The organism is Microbacterium sp. A8/3-1 (assembly GCF_040267695.1).
Classification (GTDB): Bacteria; Actinomycetota; Actinomycetes; order Actinomycetales; family Microbacteriaceae; genus Microbacterium; species Microbacterium luteolum.
Map to the genome: position 1 here is coordinate 2,363,829 of NZ_CP158357.1, position 15,560 is coordinate 2,379,388.

Consider the following 15,560-nt stretch of genomic DNA (forward strand, 5'->3'; position numbering starts at 1 on the left):
TTGGGGAGTCAATGGTGCAACCGATCGTTAGCGTCGTCATGGCGACGCGAGACCGTCCGCAGCTGCTTCGTCGCGCTGTGGCTTCCGTCTTCGCACAGGAGCACGTCCACCCGATCGAGGTGGTGCTCGTCTACGACGGCACCGAGATCGACGAGCTGACGGACCTCGACCGCGGTCCGCACACGCTGCGTGCCGTCAACAATGCGCGAACGCCCGGCCTCGCCGGTGCCCGGAATACTGGCATTCTGGAGGCGAGCGCGCCCCTCATCGCCTTCTGCGACGATGACGACGAGTGGAAGCCGGGCAAGCTCAGCGCGCAGCTGCCGCTCTTCGAGGACTCCGATGTGGTGCTCGCTGCCACCGGTATCGAGATCCACTCGGCCGGCGGCACGCACGAGCGCCTCTCTCCGGCATCCGTGGATCTCGAGGACCTGCTGCGTTCGCGCATCACCGAGCTGCACCCGTCCTCGTTCGTCATCCGCGCCGAGGTGCTGAAGGGCGCTCTGGGACTGGTCGACGAGGAGCTTCCGGCCTCGTACGGCGAGGACTACGACCTGCTCCTGCGCGCCGCCAAGGTCGGTCGCGTGCGGGCGGTCCCCGAAGCACTCACGATCATCCACTGGGATCGCACCTCCTACTTCAGCGAGAAGTGGCAGGGGATCGCCGACGGCCTGAGCTACCTGCTCGCCAAGCACCCCGAGTTCACCCGGAGCGGCGAGGGCCAGGCCCGCATCGAGGGCCAGATCGCCTTCGCGCACGGCGCCCTGGGCGATCGTCCGAAGGCGCGCTCCTGGGCGCGGCGTGCGATCGGTCACGACGCCCGCCAGCCGCGCGCGTACCTGGCGATGCTCGTCGGCATGGGAGTCGTCTCAGGAGAGCGGGTCGTCTCCGCGCTCAACAAGCGCGGACGGGGCATGTAGATGCCCCGTCTCTCGGTGATCGTCCCGGCCTACAACGCCGCCGGCACGATCGCCTCCGCCCTGCGTTCGACGGCGAGGGCGCTGCCCCGCGACGCCGAGATCGTCGTCCTCGACGACGGCAGCACGGACGGCACCGCCGAGGCGGCCCGGAAGACCGGCGACGCCCGGATCCGTGTGCTCTCCCGCCCGAACCGCGGGGTCGCCGCAACTCTCACCGACCTGCTCGACGCGACGGACAGCGAGGTCGTCGCCCGCATGGACGCCGATGATCTCGTCCTGCCCGGCCGATTCCGTCGGCAGCTCAGGGCGCTCGATGACGGCGCCGACGCCGTCTTCACCACGGTCGTGACGTGGGGCTCCGGCCTGCCCGGTGTACCGCGGCCCACGGGGATCGATGCCGAGGACTTCGGCCTGCACCTGCTGCTGACGAACCCGGTCGCCCACTCCACTCTCGTCGCCCGGCGCTCAGCCGTCGTCGACGCCGGGGGCTACCGCCGACTGCCCACCGAGGACTACGACCTCTGGCTCCGCATGGCCGAGCGAGGAGCCCGGATCCGACGGCTCGCACTCCCGGGGCTCGCCTATCGCGTGCACCCGGGGCAGGTGACGGCATCCGAGAAATGGCGACGCTCGTCGTGGGAGAACGCGGAGATCGCGGAGTCGTACTCGACTCTCGCCGAGCGTCTTCTCGGCGCCCCCGCCACCCGCATCACCTCCCTCTCGATCGATGAGTCCTTGAGCGCGAAGGAGAAGCTCGCCGAGGTGGACCGCTTCTCCGCCCTGTTCCGGCGCGCCCTCGACGGACATCGGCCTTCGGCGCAGCGCGCCCTGCGCCGCAAGCTCGCGGAACGGCGGGCCTGGCTCGCTGCACGGGTCAAAGACGCGACGGTGGCGACGCGATGACCGCGCTGACTCCTCGCCAGCAGTACCGTGCCGCGTGGGCGGCTGATCGTCGGGCGAACGCCTCCTACCCGAAGAGTAAATTTATTCTTCGCTGGTTCCGCAGCGCCCACCGGTGGCGCGCTGAACGAGGCCCCCTCGCTCGAATCGTCTTCCTCGTGGTCGGCGGATCGTACAAGCTCGTCACCGAGGGGTTCATGGGGATCGAACTGCCCGCGAGCACCGAGGTGGGCCCCGGACTCCGCCTTCGCCACGGCGTCGGAATCGTGGTGAATCCGGCCAGCAGAATCGGCGCGAACGTCATGATCCGCCAGGGAGTCACACTGGGGAACAGGAAGCTCCCGGACGACTGCCCGACGATCGAGGACGACGTCGAGATCGGTGTGGGAGCCGTCATCATCGGTTCGGTGACCGTCGGCACCGGCGCGCGGATCGGGCCGAACGCGGTCGTCTTCCGGGACGTCCCTCCCGGCGCGATCGTCGCCTCCCCGGCGAGCGAGATCCGCACCTGACACGGGTCGAACGCGCATCGGATCGCGTCATGCGATTTGACCTCGATACCTGAACGTGCTGTGATGAAAGCGTTATTTTCCGCGGAGGGGGTTCCGACGGAATGAGTCTCCCGAATCATGCCAACCTCTCGAAGAACGTCTCTTGCTGCGCTCGGCGCCGCGATTCTCACCTTCTCCCTCCTCAGCGGAGCACCTGCTCTCGCCGCTGACGAGGACCTTCCCGGATGGACTTTCCAGGAAGACGTCGACCTGTCGGACTCGAGTCGCTGGACTCTCGAGACCGGCCAGTCGTCGAACACCTCCTCGTACGACATCCCGAGCAACGTCTCGTTCGGCGGCGACGGACTGACCGTTCGAGGTGCGGAGGAGAAGCGCTCCTCCGCGGCCTACACCTCTGGTGACGCCAAGGGCCTCGACATCAAGATCCCGAACTACTCGCGGGTCGAGGTCGTGGGGTCGGTCCCCTACGGTCCCGGCCTGTGGCCCGCTCTCATGTGGCTCCGTCCGCTGGACAGCGCACACGGCGAGATCGACCTGATGGAGGTCTTCGGCGACGACGCTCGCCCGGCGGCCACCATCCACAACGAGTACGGATCCACGCACCGCAGCCTCCAGGGCTCCGTCCGGTGGGAGAACCTGCCGAACTCGGACCCGACCGGCGTGCACACCTACGTGATGGAGAAGACGCCCAACCGCATCGTCATCAGCGTCGACGGTCACGTCATGCTCGATGCCGGCCCGGAAGACGTCCGTCCCGGTTTCGACTGGAACGCGATCTTCGAGCGCCCCGGGGCCACCTGGTACCCCCGCGTGACCCTGCAGATCGGCTGCCCGCCGCTCGATCTCCTGTGCGGCATCGGTCTTCCCATCGGCGGTTGGCAGGGCGGCGCGATCAACCTGCAGAGCCTGAAGATCTGGCGCATGGCAGAGCCGGGCGAACAGCCTCCTGTCGTCGATCCTCCTGTCGTGGACCCGCCCGTCGTCGAACCGCCCGTCGTGGTCCCGCCCGTCGTGGTCCCGCCGGTCGTCGAACCGCCGGTCGTCGAACCGCCGGTCGTCGAACCGCCGGTGGTGGAGCCGCCCGTCGTCGAGAACCCGGTCGAGGCCGGCACGTTCGCGCTCTGGCCGGGCAAGGAGGTGCGCCACGACTACGACGCCGGCGCAGCGGACGGATCGGAAGCGCAGGTCGCTTTCACCGTGCCGAAGAACATCGGCACCGGTGTGATGTACCACTCGCTGCAGGTCGCGTCCTCCGATGACGGACGCAGCGGCTACCGCGCCACGGTCACGCTCAAGGCCTCCGGCAGCATCCGTTTGACCCTGGCCAGCGTGACCGGCAACAGGACCACCGTCCTCGAGGACGTGACCGTCGCCAAGCGCGGCAGCTACGCCCCCGGTGACGACGTCCAGGTCGCGATCAGCGTCAAGGACGGCACGGTTTCCGCCAAGTCGTGGGTGGCCGGCGCGGAAGAGCCGGACTGGCAGCTGACCGCCAGCGGAGCGAAGCCCGCCGGCGACGAGGTGCTCCTCCTCGGCTACCTCTCCAAGCGGGCACCGAGCGCCGTCATGGCACCGTGGTCCGACCTCGGCGTGACTGCTCCCTAGAGCTCGCCGGGCCTCATCGCTTCGGCGTCGATCGCGCGTATCACGCGCTGCGCGGCGGTATCCGGCTTCGGCTCGGATGCCGCCGCGTCGGTCTTTCGGCGTCGCTGTGGTGCGTAGACGACGAGCGAGTGGAAGAGGAACCGCGCGAAGAAGGCCACGATCAGCGAGAGCGCCGTCGCCAGCACGCTCGAGATATGCCAGCTCTCCACCATGAGAGCCATCACGGGTATCCGCAGCGCGGCTTCGACGTTGTTGAACGCGAACGAGCTAGCGAAGCGGATGCCGAGTGCACGGGCGTCCGTGCGCATGTCGGCGAACACGAACCGCTCCTGCAGGAGGAAGTTGCCGATGATCGTCACCTCGGCCCCGATGATCGCCGCCCAGATGTAGGGGACGCCCGCCGCTGTCAGGGCCCACATGATCGCGAGGTTCGCCACGGCGCCGATCGCGCCGATCAGGGCGAACAGCGACATCTTGCCGAAGCGCAGCCGCGCGAGGTGGGCGAGGAACGTCGCCCCTTGGCGCAGGCTGGCCTTGGAGCTGCCGTGGCGCCGCTCGGCGAACTCCATGGGCATCTCCGCGATGCGCAGATCGGTGCGCGCGAGGATCTCCAGCAGGATCTTGAACCCCCGCGGCCGGAGCGAGGGAAGGTCGAGCCGGCTCCGGTCGACGAGGAAGAACCCCGTCATCGGGTCGGTGCTGCGCGCCAGCCTGATCGGGAACATCGCCCGCGTCAGCCAGGTCGCGCTGCGCGAGACGCCGAACCGGACGGCGGTGCCGAGTCCGCTGGTGTCTCCGCCGCCGATGTAGCGGGACGCGGCGACGACGTCGGCGTCACCCTCCGCATATCGATCGAGGAGGACCGGGAGCAGCTCCGGCGGATGCTGCAGGTCCCCGTCCATCACGATGCAGACGTCGGATGCCGCGGCCAGGAGCCCGACCACGACCGCTCCGCCGAGGCCGCCGCTGTTCTCCTCACGGTGGATCACCCGTACGGGGATCGGCGCATCCGCCGCGACCCTGGCGATCTCTGCCGCCGTGTCGTCGGTGCTGTCGTCGACGAACAGGATCTCGGCGTCGCGTCCGGCGAGCGCTTCGGCGGTGCGCGCGACGAGCTCCGCGACGTTGTCGCGTTCATTGAACGTCGGCACGATGACCGTGACCGCTGCCCCCACGTGCTCCCCCATCTCCACCCGATGTGCGGGCTCCATCGTTTCACGGGTTCCTATGGGTCGGGAAACCGGTTCTGCTAGACTCACCACGGCGGCTGTGGGAGTCGCCAAGCGGATGGGGATCCGCTTACTGGGGAATTACTGATCTGGGGAGATCATGGGGACGCGTATCGGCTATGCCGTTGGTGCTTTCGACCTGTTTCACGTCGGGCATCTCAACCTTCTTCGTCACGCCAAGCAGCAGTGCGACATTCTGATCGCCGGCGTCGTGAGCGACGAGATGCTGCGCGAGGTGAAGGGCATCGAGCCCGTCATCCCGACGGCGGAACGTGCGGAGATCGTCAAGCACATCTCGTTCGTCGACGACGTCTACGTCGAGACCACGCCGTCGAAGATGGACTCCTGGCGGGACGTGCAGTTCACGCACTTCTTCAAGGGCGACGACTGGCGCGGCACCGAGAAGGGCCTGCGCCTCGAGCGGGAGTTCGCCGAGGTCGGAGTGGAGGTCGTGTACTTCCCGTACACCGCCCACACCTCGAGCTCCTCGCTCCGACGTGCGCTCGACGCGATCACGGCGGGCGCGAACGTGCCGGCCGCGGCGATGTCGCGCTGACTCAGTTCGCGACGCCCAGCAGGCTCCGCGCCATCCGGGCGACGTGCGGCGGAGTGTGCGGGCCGAGCCAGACGGTCCACTGCGCCGGCGGCTCCGTGCACGTCCACTCGACGCACCACGCGTGCACGGCGCTCGCCAGTCGCTCACCCTTGGTGTGCGCCCTGAGTCCGTCACCGCGCACGAGCCACCTCACGGACACGCCATCGGGCACGTCGATGTGGCGGAACTGGATGCGGGCGGCGGCCTCCAGGATGATGACGCCCGTCGCGTCCCAGGGCAGTCGGGCCGCGACCCGAGCGATGGCGGCGGCATCCGCCGCGTCGCCGGCGATGAGCACGGCTCCGTCGATGTTCTCCCAGTCGGGATCGTCCAGGTGCTCGCAGGCGCTGCTCATGCCAGAAGTATAGGTAAGGATAGCCTTACCTGGCAAGGGTGATGACGGCTCCTCCTTCCTACTCCTCCCGATCGCCGCGCGTCAACGCACTTGCTCGTCGTCGGGGGCGGAGAGCACCCTGAGCCGGTGGACACATCGTCGCGCTTCCGTCGCCTGCCCCGCTCGGCGGGCATCGTCGCCGCCCTCGCGCTCTCGTGCACCCTCGCCGGCTGCGGGCTCACGATCCCGACCGACCCGGAGGGGACCTTGGATGCCGTCACCGGCGGAGAACTCCGGATCGGAACCTCGCCCGACGGGGACCTGGTGGAGGTGCGGGACGGCGTCCCGTCCGGCAGAATCGTCGAGCTCGTCGACGACTACGCCGACAGCATCCACGCCGAGCCGGACTGGACCGTCGCCTCCGAGGAGACCCTCGTGACGATGCTCGAGGACGGCGAACTCGATCTCATCGCGGGCGGCATCACCGCGGAGACGCCCTGGCTCGACCGCGCCGGTGTCAGCCGCGGGTACACCGGCATCGACGGAGCGGACGGGCGCGAGATCGTCGTGCTCGTGCCCCTCGGCGAGAACGCGTTCCTCTCCTCGCTCGAGACCTTCCTCGACGAGGAGGTGGGCTCGTGAGCGACACCGGGCAGTTCGGCCGGATCACGCTCCCTCCCGAGCAGCAGCGGGCGATCCGCCGGGCGGTGAAGTGGGAGGTCTTCACGATCGTCTACACCTCGATCACGATCGCCGTAATCGCTCTCGTGGTGGGCAACTCCCAGGCGATGCGGACGGCGTGGATCGAGGACATGCTCTCGCTGATCCCGCAGATCGCTTTCCTGACGGCCCTGATCTTCGTCCGGCGCCGCCCGACGCTCACGCACCCGTACGGGCTGCACCGGGCGATGGGCGTCGGACACCTCGTGGCCGGTGTCGCCCTGCTCGCGGTCGGACTCAACCTCGCGTTCGAGTCGGCCGCCGGACTCATCGCCGGCGAGCATCCGACGATCGGGACCGTCGTGCTGTGGGGCCACACGATCTGGCTCGGCTGGCTGATGGTGATCGTGATGGCCGTGGTCATCATCGGCCCGGTCTTCTTCTACGGTCCGGCGAAGTCGAAACTCGCCCCTGTGCTCCATAACAAGCTGCTGTATGCCGACGCCGACATGGCCAAGGCCGACTGGCAGACCACCGTCGCCTCGATCGTCGGGGTGCTCGGCGTGGGTGCGGGCGTGTGGTGGCTCGACGGCGCGGCGGCCGTGTTCATCTCGCTCGGCATCATCTGGGACGGCGTCCGGAACACGAAGGCGGCGATCGTCGACCTCATGGACGAACGCGCGCGCACCTACGACAGCAAGCACCCGCATCCCCTCGCCGCCGACATCGTCGCATATCTGCGTAATCGTCCCTGGGTCTCGGATGCCGCGGTGCGGATGCGCGACCAGGGGCAGGTCTTCCACATCGAGGCGTTCGTCGTGCCACGCCGGCGCAAGGTCACGGTGCACGAGCTGACCGAGACCGCCGAGGGCGTCGCGGCGCTCGACTGGAAGGTCCAGGACGTCGTGATCGTGCCCGCGGAGCGACTGCCCGACGAGGCCGACACCGGACGATGAGCGGCTGCGTCGCACCCGGAGCCCACCCAGCCGGGCGGTCGTAGGCTTGATGCATGACTTCTCCCGCTTCTGACACCCTCACGATGTTCGGCGCCGAATGGTGCAGCGACTGCCGCCGCACCAAGAAGCAGCTCGATGAACTCGGCGTCGCCTACACCTACGTCGACCTCGAGGCCGACCCCTCGGCGGCAGACGTCGCCAAGGAGATCTCCGGGCGCATGAACATCCCCGTCGTGCTGTACCCCGACTCCTCGCACCACGTCGAGCCGTCGAACGCCGACGTCGAGTCGAAGCTGCGCGAACTCGCACTGATCTGACCGCTCGTCGCGCCGATACACTGGCGCGATGAGCACCGAGGCTCGACCCGAACGAGCAGCCGTCCGCCTGTCCCCGCGCACCGTCGTGCTGTACGCGATCGGCTCGCTCGGCACCGGCGGCTACGCCACCCTGCCCGGGCTGGTGCTGACGTACTTCCTGACCGACAACCTCGGCGTGGCCGCGCTGGCGGCCGGACTCATCGTCACCGCGGCGAAGATCTGGGACGTCATCATCGACCCGCTGATCGGAGCCGCCTCCGACCGGCAGCTCGCGCGGACGGGATCGCGACGAGGGTTCATGATCACCGGCGCCCTCACGCTCCCCCTCTTCTTCGCGCTCACGTTCGCCGTTCCCCCGTCGTGGGGTCCGGTCGCCGGAGCCGTGTGCGTGCTGCTCGCCTTCCTCGCCACGGCCACCTCCTTCAGCCTGTTCCAGGTACCGTACGTCGCTCTGCCCGCCGAGTTGACCGACGGCTACGACGAGCGCACCCGTCTGCTCGGCTGGAGGGTGGTGGTCCTGACCGCCGCGATCCTGCTGTTCGGTGCCGGCGGCCCCGCTCTCCGCAACGCCGGCTCCGATCCCGTCCTGGGCTACCTCGTGATGGGCGTCGCCGCGGGACTCGTGATCGGCATCGGGATGCTCATCGCCGCGCGGACCGCGGGCCCTTCGACAAGCTCAGGGACCCAGGAGGGAGTATCAGGGAGTTCGGCGCCGGCCTCCCCGTGGCGCGATCAGTACCTCTCCGGCTTCCGGGCGCTTCGGCGCAGCCAGCCGTTCCGCGCACTGCTCGGCACCTTCCTGCTGCAAGCCCTGGCCACGGGCACGATGCTCGCCGGGGCGCAGTACGTCGCGACCTGGGTGCTGCGATCCGAGGATGCCGTGACGTTCGTCTTCGTCGCCCTCGTCGGTCCCGCCCTCCTCGCCACCCCCGCCTGGACCGCCATCGCGCGGCGGATCGGCAAGGAGCGGGCGTTCGCGATCGCGAGCGCGCTCTTCGCCGTGGCCGCGCTCACGATCACCACTGCGGTGTGGGCTCCGGGCGAATGGATCTACGGCTCCGTCGCCGTCGCCGGCATCGCCTACGCCGGGCTGCAGTCCCTGCCCATGGCGATGCTCCCCGATGTCATCTCTCACGATGAGCGCGTGAGCGGTCCCGGTCAGGCCGGCACGTTCACCGGCATCTGGACCGCAGGAGAGACGGTCGGCTTCGCCCTCGGCGCCACCGCGGTGTCGCTGACGCTCGCGGCGACCGGCTACATCTCGACGGTCGCGGGCGTCGCCGTCCAGCAGCCGGATGCCGCGATCACGGGGATCGTGCTCAGCTTCAGCATCCTCCCCGCCGTGCTCATGGCCGCGAGCCTGCTGACCCTGCGCCACTACCGCCTGCGCCGTCACGACATCGACGTCGCCGCCGAACCCGGCGCATAAGCTGGGATCCCGTCCGAAGGAGACGCCGATGACTTCTGCGACCAGGCCCGCCGCCCCGTCCACCCCCGCGAAGCGCGCACCGAAGGCCGCGGCCCCCGCGCTGGGCGAAGGCGTGCGCGAACGGCTCGACGGGGCGATCGCGGAACTGCAGGTCGGTGCGCGCACCTGGTCCGCCCTCACGGTCGCACAGCGCGTGACGCTGCTGCGCGCGGTGCGCACGAGCGTCGCCGCCTCCTCCGAGGACTGGGCGCAGACGGCCGCCGCCTCGAAGGGCCTCGACGGACGGCATCCGCTGCGTGGCGAGGAGTGGCTCAGCGGTCCGTACAGCGTGCTGGGCGCACTCGACGCGTACATCGAGACCCTCTCTCGTCTCGCGGAGGGCCGGAACCCGCTCGACGGCCTCCGGGTCGGCCGTGCTCCCGGAGGCCGCACGCGTGTGCAGGCGTTCCCGTTGACCGGAATCGATCAGTTCCTGCTGTCCGGCTACACCGGCGAGGTCTGGCTGAAACCCGGCGTCACGCCGAACGCCGCGCGCGCCGCCGCCGGTCTCGCACAGCGGACGCCCGCCGAACCCGCCGGCGTCGGCCTCGTGCTCGGCGCGGGCAACATCACCTCGATCCCGGTGCTCGACGTGATGTACGAGCTGCTCGCGCACAACCGCACCGCCCTGCTCAAGGTGAACCCCACGCAGGATGCTCTCGTGCCCGTGTACAAGCGTGCGCTCGCGCCCCTCATCGAACCGGGATTCCTGCGCATCGTCCGCGGCGGGCCCGAGGTCGGCGCCTACCTCACCGGCCATCCTGACCTCGCGCACGTGCACATCACCGGGTCGGCGGCCACTTTCGACGCGATCGTCTGGGGTCCGTCGAAGGGCGCCGGAGCCGCGGCGACAGCGCGACGACGACGCGAGAACCGTCCGCAGCTGAAGAAGCCGATCACAGCGGAGCTCGGCGGCGTCTCTCCGATCATCATCGTGCCGGGCGCGTGGACGGATGCCGACCTCACGTACCACGCCGAACACGTCGCGACGATGCGGCTGCAGAACGCCGGCCACAACTGCATCGCCGGCCAGGTGGTCATCCTCTCCTCCGACTGGGATCAGGCGGATGCCTTCCGGGCCGCGCTCCGACGGGCCTACGCGAACGCGCCGGAACGCCCGACCTGGTACCCCGGCTCCCCCTCGCGGATGCACCTCGCGACCGAGGAGTACCCCGATGCCCTCGTGCTGGGCGACCGCCTCCTCGTCGAGGTCGACGGCGACGACGATCCGTCGGCACTCCAGAGCACCGAGTACTTCGCCCCGGTCCTCGGCGTCGTCACGGTGCCGGGCACGGGGCAGGCGTTCCTCGATGCGGCCGTGGCCCACGCGAACGACAAGCTCCAGGGCACCCTGGGCGCCAACCTGCTGATCGATCCCATCACCGAGAAGGCACTCGGTGCCGGCTTCGAGCGGGCGATCACGGCTCTGCACTACGGATCGATCGCGATCAACGGCTGGACGGCCTTCGGGTTCATCACCCCGACGATGACCTGGGGCGCCTTCCCCGGCAACACGATCGACGACGTCGGCAGCGGCATCGGGGTCGTGCACAACGCCCTGCTGCTCGACCGGGTCGAGCGCTCGGTGATCCGCGGGCCCTTCCGGCCACTGCCCCGTTCCCTGCCTCTGCTCAACGGCGGGGGGCGTCTGACCATCCTGCCCAAGCCGCCGTGGTTCGTCTCGTCACGCACCGGAGCCGAGGTGAGCGAAGGCCTCACCCGTTTCCGGGCGAGCGGGGGCGTGCTCGGGCTCGTGAAGACGCTTCTCCGCGCGATGCGCGCCTGAGGGCGGTCAGCGAGCGGCGAATCCGTCTGTCGCGTCGCGCAGGGCCCGCTGGATGCCGGGCTCTGCGGCCGAGTGACCGGCGTCGTCGACCACGACGAACTCCGCCTCCGGCCACGCCGTGTGCAGATCCCACGCGGTCATCATCGGTGTGCAGACGTCGTGTCGGCCCTGCACGATGACCGCGGGGATGTGACGGATGCCGGCAACGCCCGCGATCAGCTGCCCCTCGGTCCACCAGCCGCGGTTGACGAAGAAATGGTTCTCGATGCGGGCGAACGCGGTGGCGTTGCGCGCATCCGACATCGCGGCGATCTGGGCGGCATCCGGGCGGAGCGTGACGGTCGACGCCTCCCAGGTCGACCAGGCGACCGCGGCCGGCACGTGCACGGCGGGGTCAGGGTCGAACAGGCGACGGTGGTACGCCTCGATCATGCGCGAGCGCTCGAGCACCGGGATCGGGGCGACGTAGTCCTCCCAGAGGTCGGGGAACAGCGCCGCGGCGCCGCCCTCGTAGAACCACTCCAGCTCTTCGCGTCGCAGCGTGAAGATGCCCCGGAGCACGAGCTCGGACACGGCATCCGGATGCGCCTGCGCGTAGGCGAGCGCCAGCGCACTCCCCCAGGACCCTCCGAAGACCTGCCACTGCGCGATGCCGAGGTTCTTGCGCAGCAGCTCGATGTCGGCGATCAGGTGCGCGGTCGTGAGGAAGCGGAAGTCCGCTTCGGGAGTGCTGGCGTGCGGGGTGCTGCGCCCGCAGCCGCGCTGGTCGAGCAGCACGATCCGGTAGACGGCGGGGTCGAAGAACCGCCGCTGCCAGGGCGAGGTCCCGCTCCCGGGACCCCCGTGGAGGAACACGACCGGCTTGCCGGCGGGGTTGCCGCTGACCTCCCAGTACATCCGCTGGCCGTCGCCGACGAGGAGCTCGCCCGTCTCGAACGGTTCGATCGGCGGATAAAGTGCATCCAGGTTCTTCGTCATCGGTCCCCCAGCCCAGGCCTCACGGGCCCAGCTGATCGCCGGGCAGCGTCAGCGTCTGCCCGCATACGCCCAATCCGTTCTGGTAGCCCTCAGCGAACCAGCGCTGGCGCTGTTCGCTTGTTCCGTGCGTGAAGCTCTCCGGATTCACCGTGCCGGACGACTGCTCCTGGATGTTGTCGTCGCCGACCGCGAATGCCGCGTTGAGCGCGTCGACCCGCTGTTCCTCGGTCGTCGGCTGGAGATACGAATCGCCGTCGGCATCCTTCTGCTTCGTGATCTGTCCGATCCACGCGCCGGCGTAGCAGTCGGCCTGCAGTTCGACCCGCACGCCGTTGCTGTCGGGGCCGGTGCCGTTGTTCGGATAGGCATCCATCACGCCGGTGATGTACTGGATGTGGTGGCCCCACTCATGACCCACGATGTAGAGCTGCGCGAGATTGCCGGCGGATGCTCCGAACTGCTGCTGCATGAGCTGGAAGAACGTCGGGTCGATGTAGACGGTCTGGTCGGGCGGGCAGTAGAAAGGTCCGACGGCGTTGGACGCCGTACCGCAGGCCGTGTTCGTGGCGCCGTCGACGACGATCAGCTGCGGGGCGCTGTAGTTCTCGACGTTCTCACTCCAGAAATCGTCAAGGGCGAGCTGCGCCCCCGCCATCCGGCAGTCGACGTTCTCGTTCGCATCCTGGCCGGTGTCGCAGTTCTCGATCACCGAGCCGCCGGCCGGCTCCGTGCCCCCGCCGGGAGCGGCTCCCCCGCCGAGCAGACCGGTCAGGTCGATACCGAGGAGGGGTCCGGCGATCAGCGCGATGATGCCGAGCACACCCACCACGCCGCCGCCGGCGATGGCAGCGTTGCGTCCGCGTCGACGCGTCGTGTTGTTCGAGAGATCGGCGTCGGGATTGAAGGTCATGCGACGAGGGTACTCCGAGCGACGCACAAGCAACGGACGTAGGCTCGATGACATGACGACGACGATCACCATCACGGGCGCGGGCGGACAGATCGGCTACGCGTTGCTGTTCCGCATCGCGGCCGGAGACCTCCTCGGCCCCGACGAGAAGGTGCGGCTCCGACTGCTGGAGATCCCGCAGGGAATCGCGGCCGCGGAGGGCGCGGCACTCGAACTGCAGGACGGCGCGTTCGGCCTGCTGCAGCACGTCGAGGTGACCGACGACCCGGCGGTCGGCTTCGACGGGTGCGACCTCGCGCTGCTCGTCGGCGCGCGTCCCCGCGGACCGGGCATGGAGCGCGCCGACCTCCTCGCGGCCAACGCCGGGATCTTCGGCCCCCAGGGCGCCGCGATCGCGGCGAACGCGGCATCCGGCGTGCGGGTCACGGTGGTCGGCAACCCCGCCAACACGAATGCGCTGATCGCCGCGGCATCCGCCGACGGCCTGCCCGCCGAGCGCTTCACGGCGCTCACCCGGCTCGACGAGAACCGCGCGCGGGCTCAGCTGGCGCTGGCCCTCGGCACGCCGGTCGACACGGTCCGACGCGTTCCGATCTGGGGAAACCACTCGGCCACGCAGTTCCCCGACATCTCGCATGCCACCGTCGGCGGACAGCCGGTGCACGAGGCACTCGAGCAGATCGTGGGCGACGTGCCCGCATGGCTCGAGTCGACGTTCATCCCCCGCGTCGCCAAACGCGGAGCCGAGATCATCGAGGTGCGCGGGTCGTCTTCCGTGGCCTCCGCCGCGAACGCGGCGATCGACCATGTGCGCGACTGGGTACGCGGCACCGACGACTGGACGTCGGCCGGCGTCGTCTCGCACGGCGAGTACGGCGTGCCGGAGGGCCTGATCTCGTCGTTCCCGGTTCGGTCCGTCGGTGGCGAATGGCAGATCGTGGAGGGGTTGGAGCTGAGCGAGTGGGCGCGCGCCCGCGTCGACGCCTCGGTCGCCGAGCTCGTCGAGGAGCGCGAGGCGGTGCGGTCGCTCGGCATGCTCTGAGAGTGGTCGCCGCGCGAGGCCGGATCAGGGCAGAATGGACCCTGGAGGTGCGCGATGAGCGAGACGATCGATCCCACGAAGGCAGCGGCATCCGTCGACGAAGCCCTCACCAGCCCGCTGCACCTGCCGCACGCCGCGGCCGAGTGCCCCAAGTGCTTCACCGAGTTGCAGCAGAACCGCGACTGGTGGCTCGCCCGCCCGGTCGGCTCACGCCTGGTCGGCCTGGTCGTCTCCCGCGAGGGGATGCCGTCGGTCGTCGAGCAGCGCGACGATCTCACCCGCTTCGGCGTGCCGATCGAAGGGTTCCGTCACCCGGCGCCCGACATCCTCGAGAGCTGGGGCGACCGGCTCGGCCGCCTCATCGCGACGCTCAACGTCGGCGACGTGCTGGTCGTCGCGAACATCAACGCCCTCGGCCGCGACGCCGAAGAGGGCAGGCGTACGGCCGCAGAGCTGCGCCGGCACGGGATCATCGTGAAGGTGCTCAACCACAACGCACGCCACCTGGCCGACGCGACGCGCTGAGCGCTGCTGCGGCGGGTCTCAGTCGCCGTCGGAGTCGTTCTGGTTCCTCAGCGCCTCGTCATCGAGCAGCGGCAGGTCGGCGCGCGTGACCACCTGCGACGTCACCGCGTACTCGACCAGGCGGGCGCGGCGGTTGGTCGCCAGCTTGCCGGCACCGCCGCGGAGCCCCTGCACGCCCATGCGATCGAGCTTGTCGCACACGTTGTCGAGCTTGCGGTTGAACTTGCTCATGGTCCAGCCGAGGCGCTTGGCGGCGTCGCTCGACGACGGCAGTTCGTTCATGCTCACGCCCTCGCGACGCAGCATGGGCTCGGCGAGCGCGACGATGAGCTGCTTCTGCAGCGGCGTGAAGCTGGCCGGCATGACCGTGGTCTCGCCGCTCATCGACATCTCCACCTGACGCGAGACCTCGTAGGGGGCCTGCTCGGTGTGCAGGCTCAGCTCATAGGTGAAGGGCCCCGCGGTGAACACGATCACGCTGCGCTCGAAGACGAGCGGCATGCGGGCTCCGGGCGAGAGCCAGGACTGGACGGCACCGCCGGCGCTGGAGATCGTGGCGGCGAGGCGCACACCCACGTTCGCGAGCCACCACAGCCCATCCCGGTTCTGCAGCTCCAGGAAATGGCGATGAAGATAGGGGTTGTCGTCGATCTCGAGGTCGCCCTCTCGGCCGATGATGAACGGCCGGTCGTGCGGCAGGTCGTGCCACTCCCCGGCGAACTCCAACCGCAGCGGCACGATCTGCTTCCCCTCGGCCACCTTCGTGCCCGCGCCGAGCTCCGTCGCATTCCGATCAGTCACGTGACTACCCCCCGGGCTACAT

The 15,560-nt window shown here is 69.4% G+C and carries 17 protein-coding genes; 12 read left to right on the forward strand and 5 right to left on the reverse strand.

Translation table 11 applies throughout. From position 1 onward, the window contains the following. The first annotated feature begins 38 nt into the window (after window positions 1-38). The 4 genes from ABS642_RS11605 to ABS642_RS11620 all read left to right on the forward strand — a co-directional run bounded on the left by ABS642_RS11605 (window position 39) and on the right by ABS642_RS11620 (window position 3,937). Window positions 39-920 carry a glycosyltransferase family 2 protein gene (locus ABS642_RS11605; RefSeq protein WP_350350177.1) on the forward strand — a complete coding sequence of 294 codons (882 nt, stop codon included), beginning with the start codon at window positions 39-41 and terminating at the stop codon, window positions 918-920. Continuing rightward, window positions 921-1,823 (forward strand): glycosyltransferase family A protein, encoded by a 903-nt coding sequence (locus ABS642_RS11610; protein WP_282214722.1) that lies wholly within the window; start codon window positions 921-923, stop codon window positions 1,821-1,823. It abuts the gene before it with no gap. Further along, window positions 1,820-2,332, forward strand: a complete 513-nt coding sequence (locus tag ABS642_RS11615; RefSeq protein WP_282214723.1) for a serine acetyltransferase — start codon at window positions 1,820-1,822, stop codon at window positions 2,330-2,332. The genes ABS642_RS11610 and ABS642_RS11615 overlap by 4 nt, the downstream gene beginning before the upstream one ends. A 117-nt stretch (window positions 2,333-2,449) precedes the next feature. Then, the gene (locus ABS642_RS11620; RefSeq protein ID WP_350350178.1) at window positions 2,450-3,937 is read left to right on the forward strand and encodes a family 16 glycosylhydrolase; all 1,488 of its coding nucleotides are present in this window, start codon (window positions 2,450-2,452) and stop codon (window positions 3,935-3,937) included. Here ABS642_RS11620 and ABS642_RS11625 read toward each other — a convergent pair. Then, window positions 3,934-5,148 (reverse strand): glycosyltransferase, encoded by a 1,215-nt coding sequence (locus tag ABS642_RS11625; protein WP_282214725.1) that lies wholly within the window; start codon window positions 5,146-5,148, stop codon window positions 3,934-3,936. The genes ABS642_RS11620 and ABS642_RS11625 overlap by 4 nt on opposite strands. A 118-nt stretch (window positions 5,149-5,266) precedes the next feature. Between ABS642_RS11625 and ABS642_RS11630 the strand changes: the two genes are divergently transcribed. After that, window positions 5,267-5,722, forward strand: coding sequence for an adenylyltransferase/cytidyltransferase family protein (locus ABS642_RS11630; protein ID WP_282214726.1), 456 nt, complete (start codon window positions 5,267-5,269; stop codon window positions 5,720-5,722). Between the two features lies 1 nt (window position 5,723). Here the strand turns inward: ABS642_RS11630 and ABS642_RS11635 are convergent, their stop codons facing one another. Further along, window positions 5,724-6,116 (reverse strand): SIP domain-containing protein, encoded by a 393-nt coding sequence (locus tag ABS642_RS11635; protein ID WP_282214727.1) that lies wholly within the window; start codon window positions 6,114-6,116, stop codon window positions 5,724-5,726. A gap of 126 nt (window positions 6,117-6,242) precedes the next feature. Between ABS642_RS11635 and ABS642_RS11640 the strand changes: the two genes are divergently transcribed. The 5 genes from ABS642_RS11640 to ABS642_RS11660 are packed head-to-tail and all read left to right on the forward strand — an operon-like array spanning window position 6,243 to window position 11,282. After that, the gene (locus ABS642_RS11640; protein ID WP_350350179.1) at window positions 6,243-6,737 is read left to right on the forward strand and encodes a hypothetical protein; all 495 of its coding nucleotides are present in this window, start codon (window positions 6,243-6,245) and stop codon (window positions 6,735-6,737) included. Further along, window positions 6,734-7,711 carry a cation transporter gene (locus tag ABS642_RS11645; RefSeq protein WP_350350180.1) on the forward strand — a complete coding sequence of 326 codons (978 nt, stop codon included), beginning with the start codon at window positions 6,734-6,736 and terminating at the stop codon, window positions 7,709-7,711. Before ABS642_RS11640 ends, ABS642_RS11645 begins: the two co-directional genes overlap by 4 nt. A 53-nt stretch (window positions 7,712-7,764) precedes the next feature. Beyond that, complete coding sequence (locus ABS642_RS11650) at window positions 7,765-8,028, forward strand: glutaredoxin domain-containing protein (protein ID WP_116634166.1); 264 nt, start codon at window positions 7,765-7,767, stop codon at window positions 8,026-8,028. Between the two features lie 28 nt (window positions 8,029-8,056). Further along, a complete protein-coding gene (locus tag ABS642_RS11655; protein WP_350350181.1) occupies window positions 8,057-9,457 on the forward strand; it encodes an MFS transporter in 1,401 nt (466 codons plus the stop codon). A 28-nt stretch (window positions 9,458-9,485) separates the two neighbouring features. Continuing rightward, a complete protein-coding gene (locus tag ABS642_RS11660; protein WP_350350182.1) occupies window positions 9,486-11,282 on the forward strand; it encodes an aldehyde dehydrogenase family protein in 1,797 nt (598 codons plus the stop codon). A 6-nt stretch (window positions 11,283-11,288) separates the two neighbouring features. Here ABS642_RS11660 and pip read toward each other — a convergent pair whose 3' ends face one another. Continuing rightward, window positions 11,289-12,260 (reverse strand): prolyl aminopeptidase, encoded by a 972-nt coding sequence (gene pip, locus ABS642_RS11665; protein ID WP_350350183.1) that lies wholly within the window; start codon window positions 12,258-12,260, stop codon window positions 11,289-11,291. Between the two features lie 19 nt (window positions 12,261-12,279). Further along, window positions 12,280-13,170, reverse strand: coding sequence for a neutral zinc metallopeptidase (locus tag ABS642_RS11670; RefSeq protein WP_282214731.1), 891 nt, complete (start codon window positions 13,168-13,170; stop codon window positions 12,280-12,282). Between the two features lie 52 nt (window positions 13,171-13,222). On the opposite strand from ABS642_RS11670, the gene ABS642_RS11675 reads away from it, so the two are divergent. Both ABS642_RS11675 and ABS642_RS11680 read left to right on the forward strand, forming a co-directional pair. Continuing rightward, window positions 13,223-14,212, forward strand: coding sequence for a malate dehydrogenase (locus tag ABS642_RS11675; RefSeq protein WP_350350184.1), 990 nt, complete (start codon window positions 13,223-13,225; stop codon window positions 14,210-14,212). A gap of 54 nt (window positions 14,213-14,266) precedes the next feature. Beyond that, a complete protein-coding gene (locus tag ABS642_RS11680) occupies window positions 14,267-14,737 on the forward strand; it encodes a dehydrogenase (RefSeq protein WP_116634161.1) in 471 nt (156 codons plus the stop codon). Between the two features lie 18 nt (window positions 14,738-14,755). Here ABS642_RS11680 and ABS642_RS11685 read toward each other — a convergent pair whose 3' ends face one another. Next, window positions 14,756-15,478 (reverse strand): hypothetical protein, encoded by a 723-nt coding sequence (locus tag ABS642_RS11685; RefSeq protein WP_350353430.1) that lies wholly within the window; start codon window positions 15,476-15,478, stop codon window positions 14,756-14,758. Window positions 15,479-15,560: the final 82 nt, after the last annotated feature.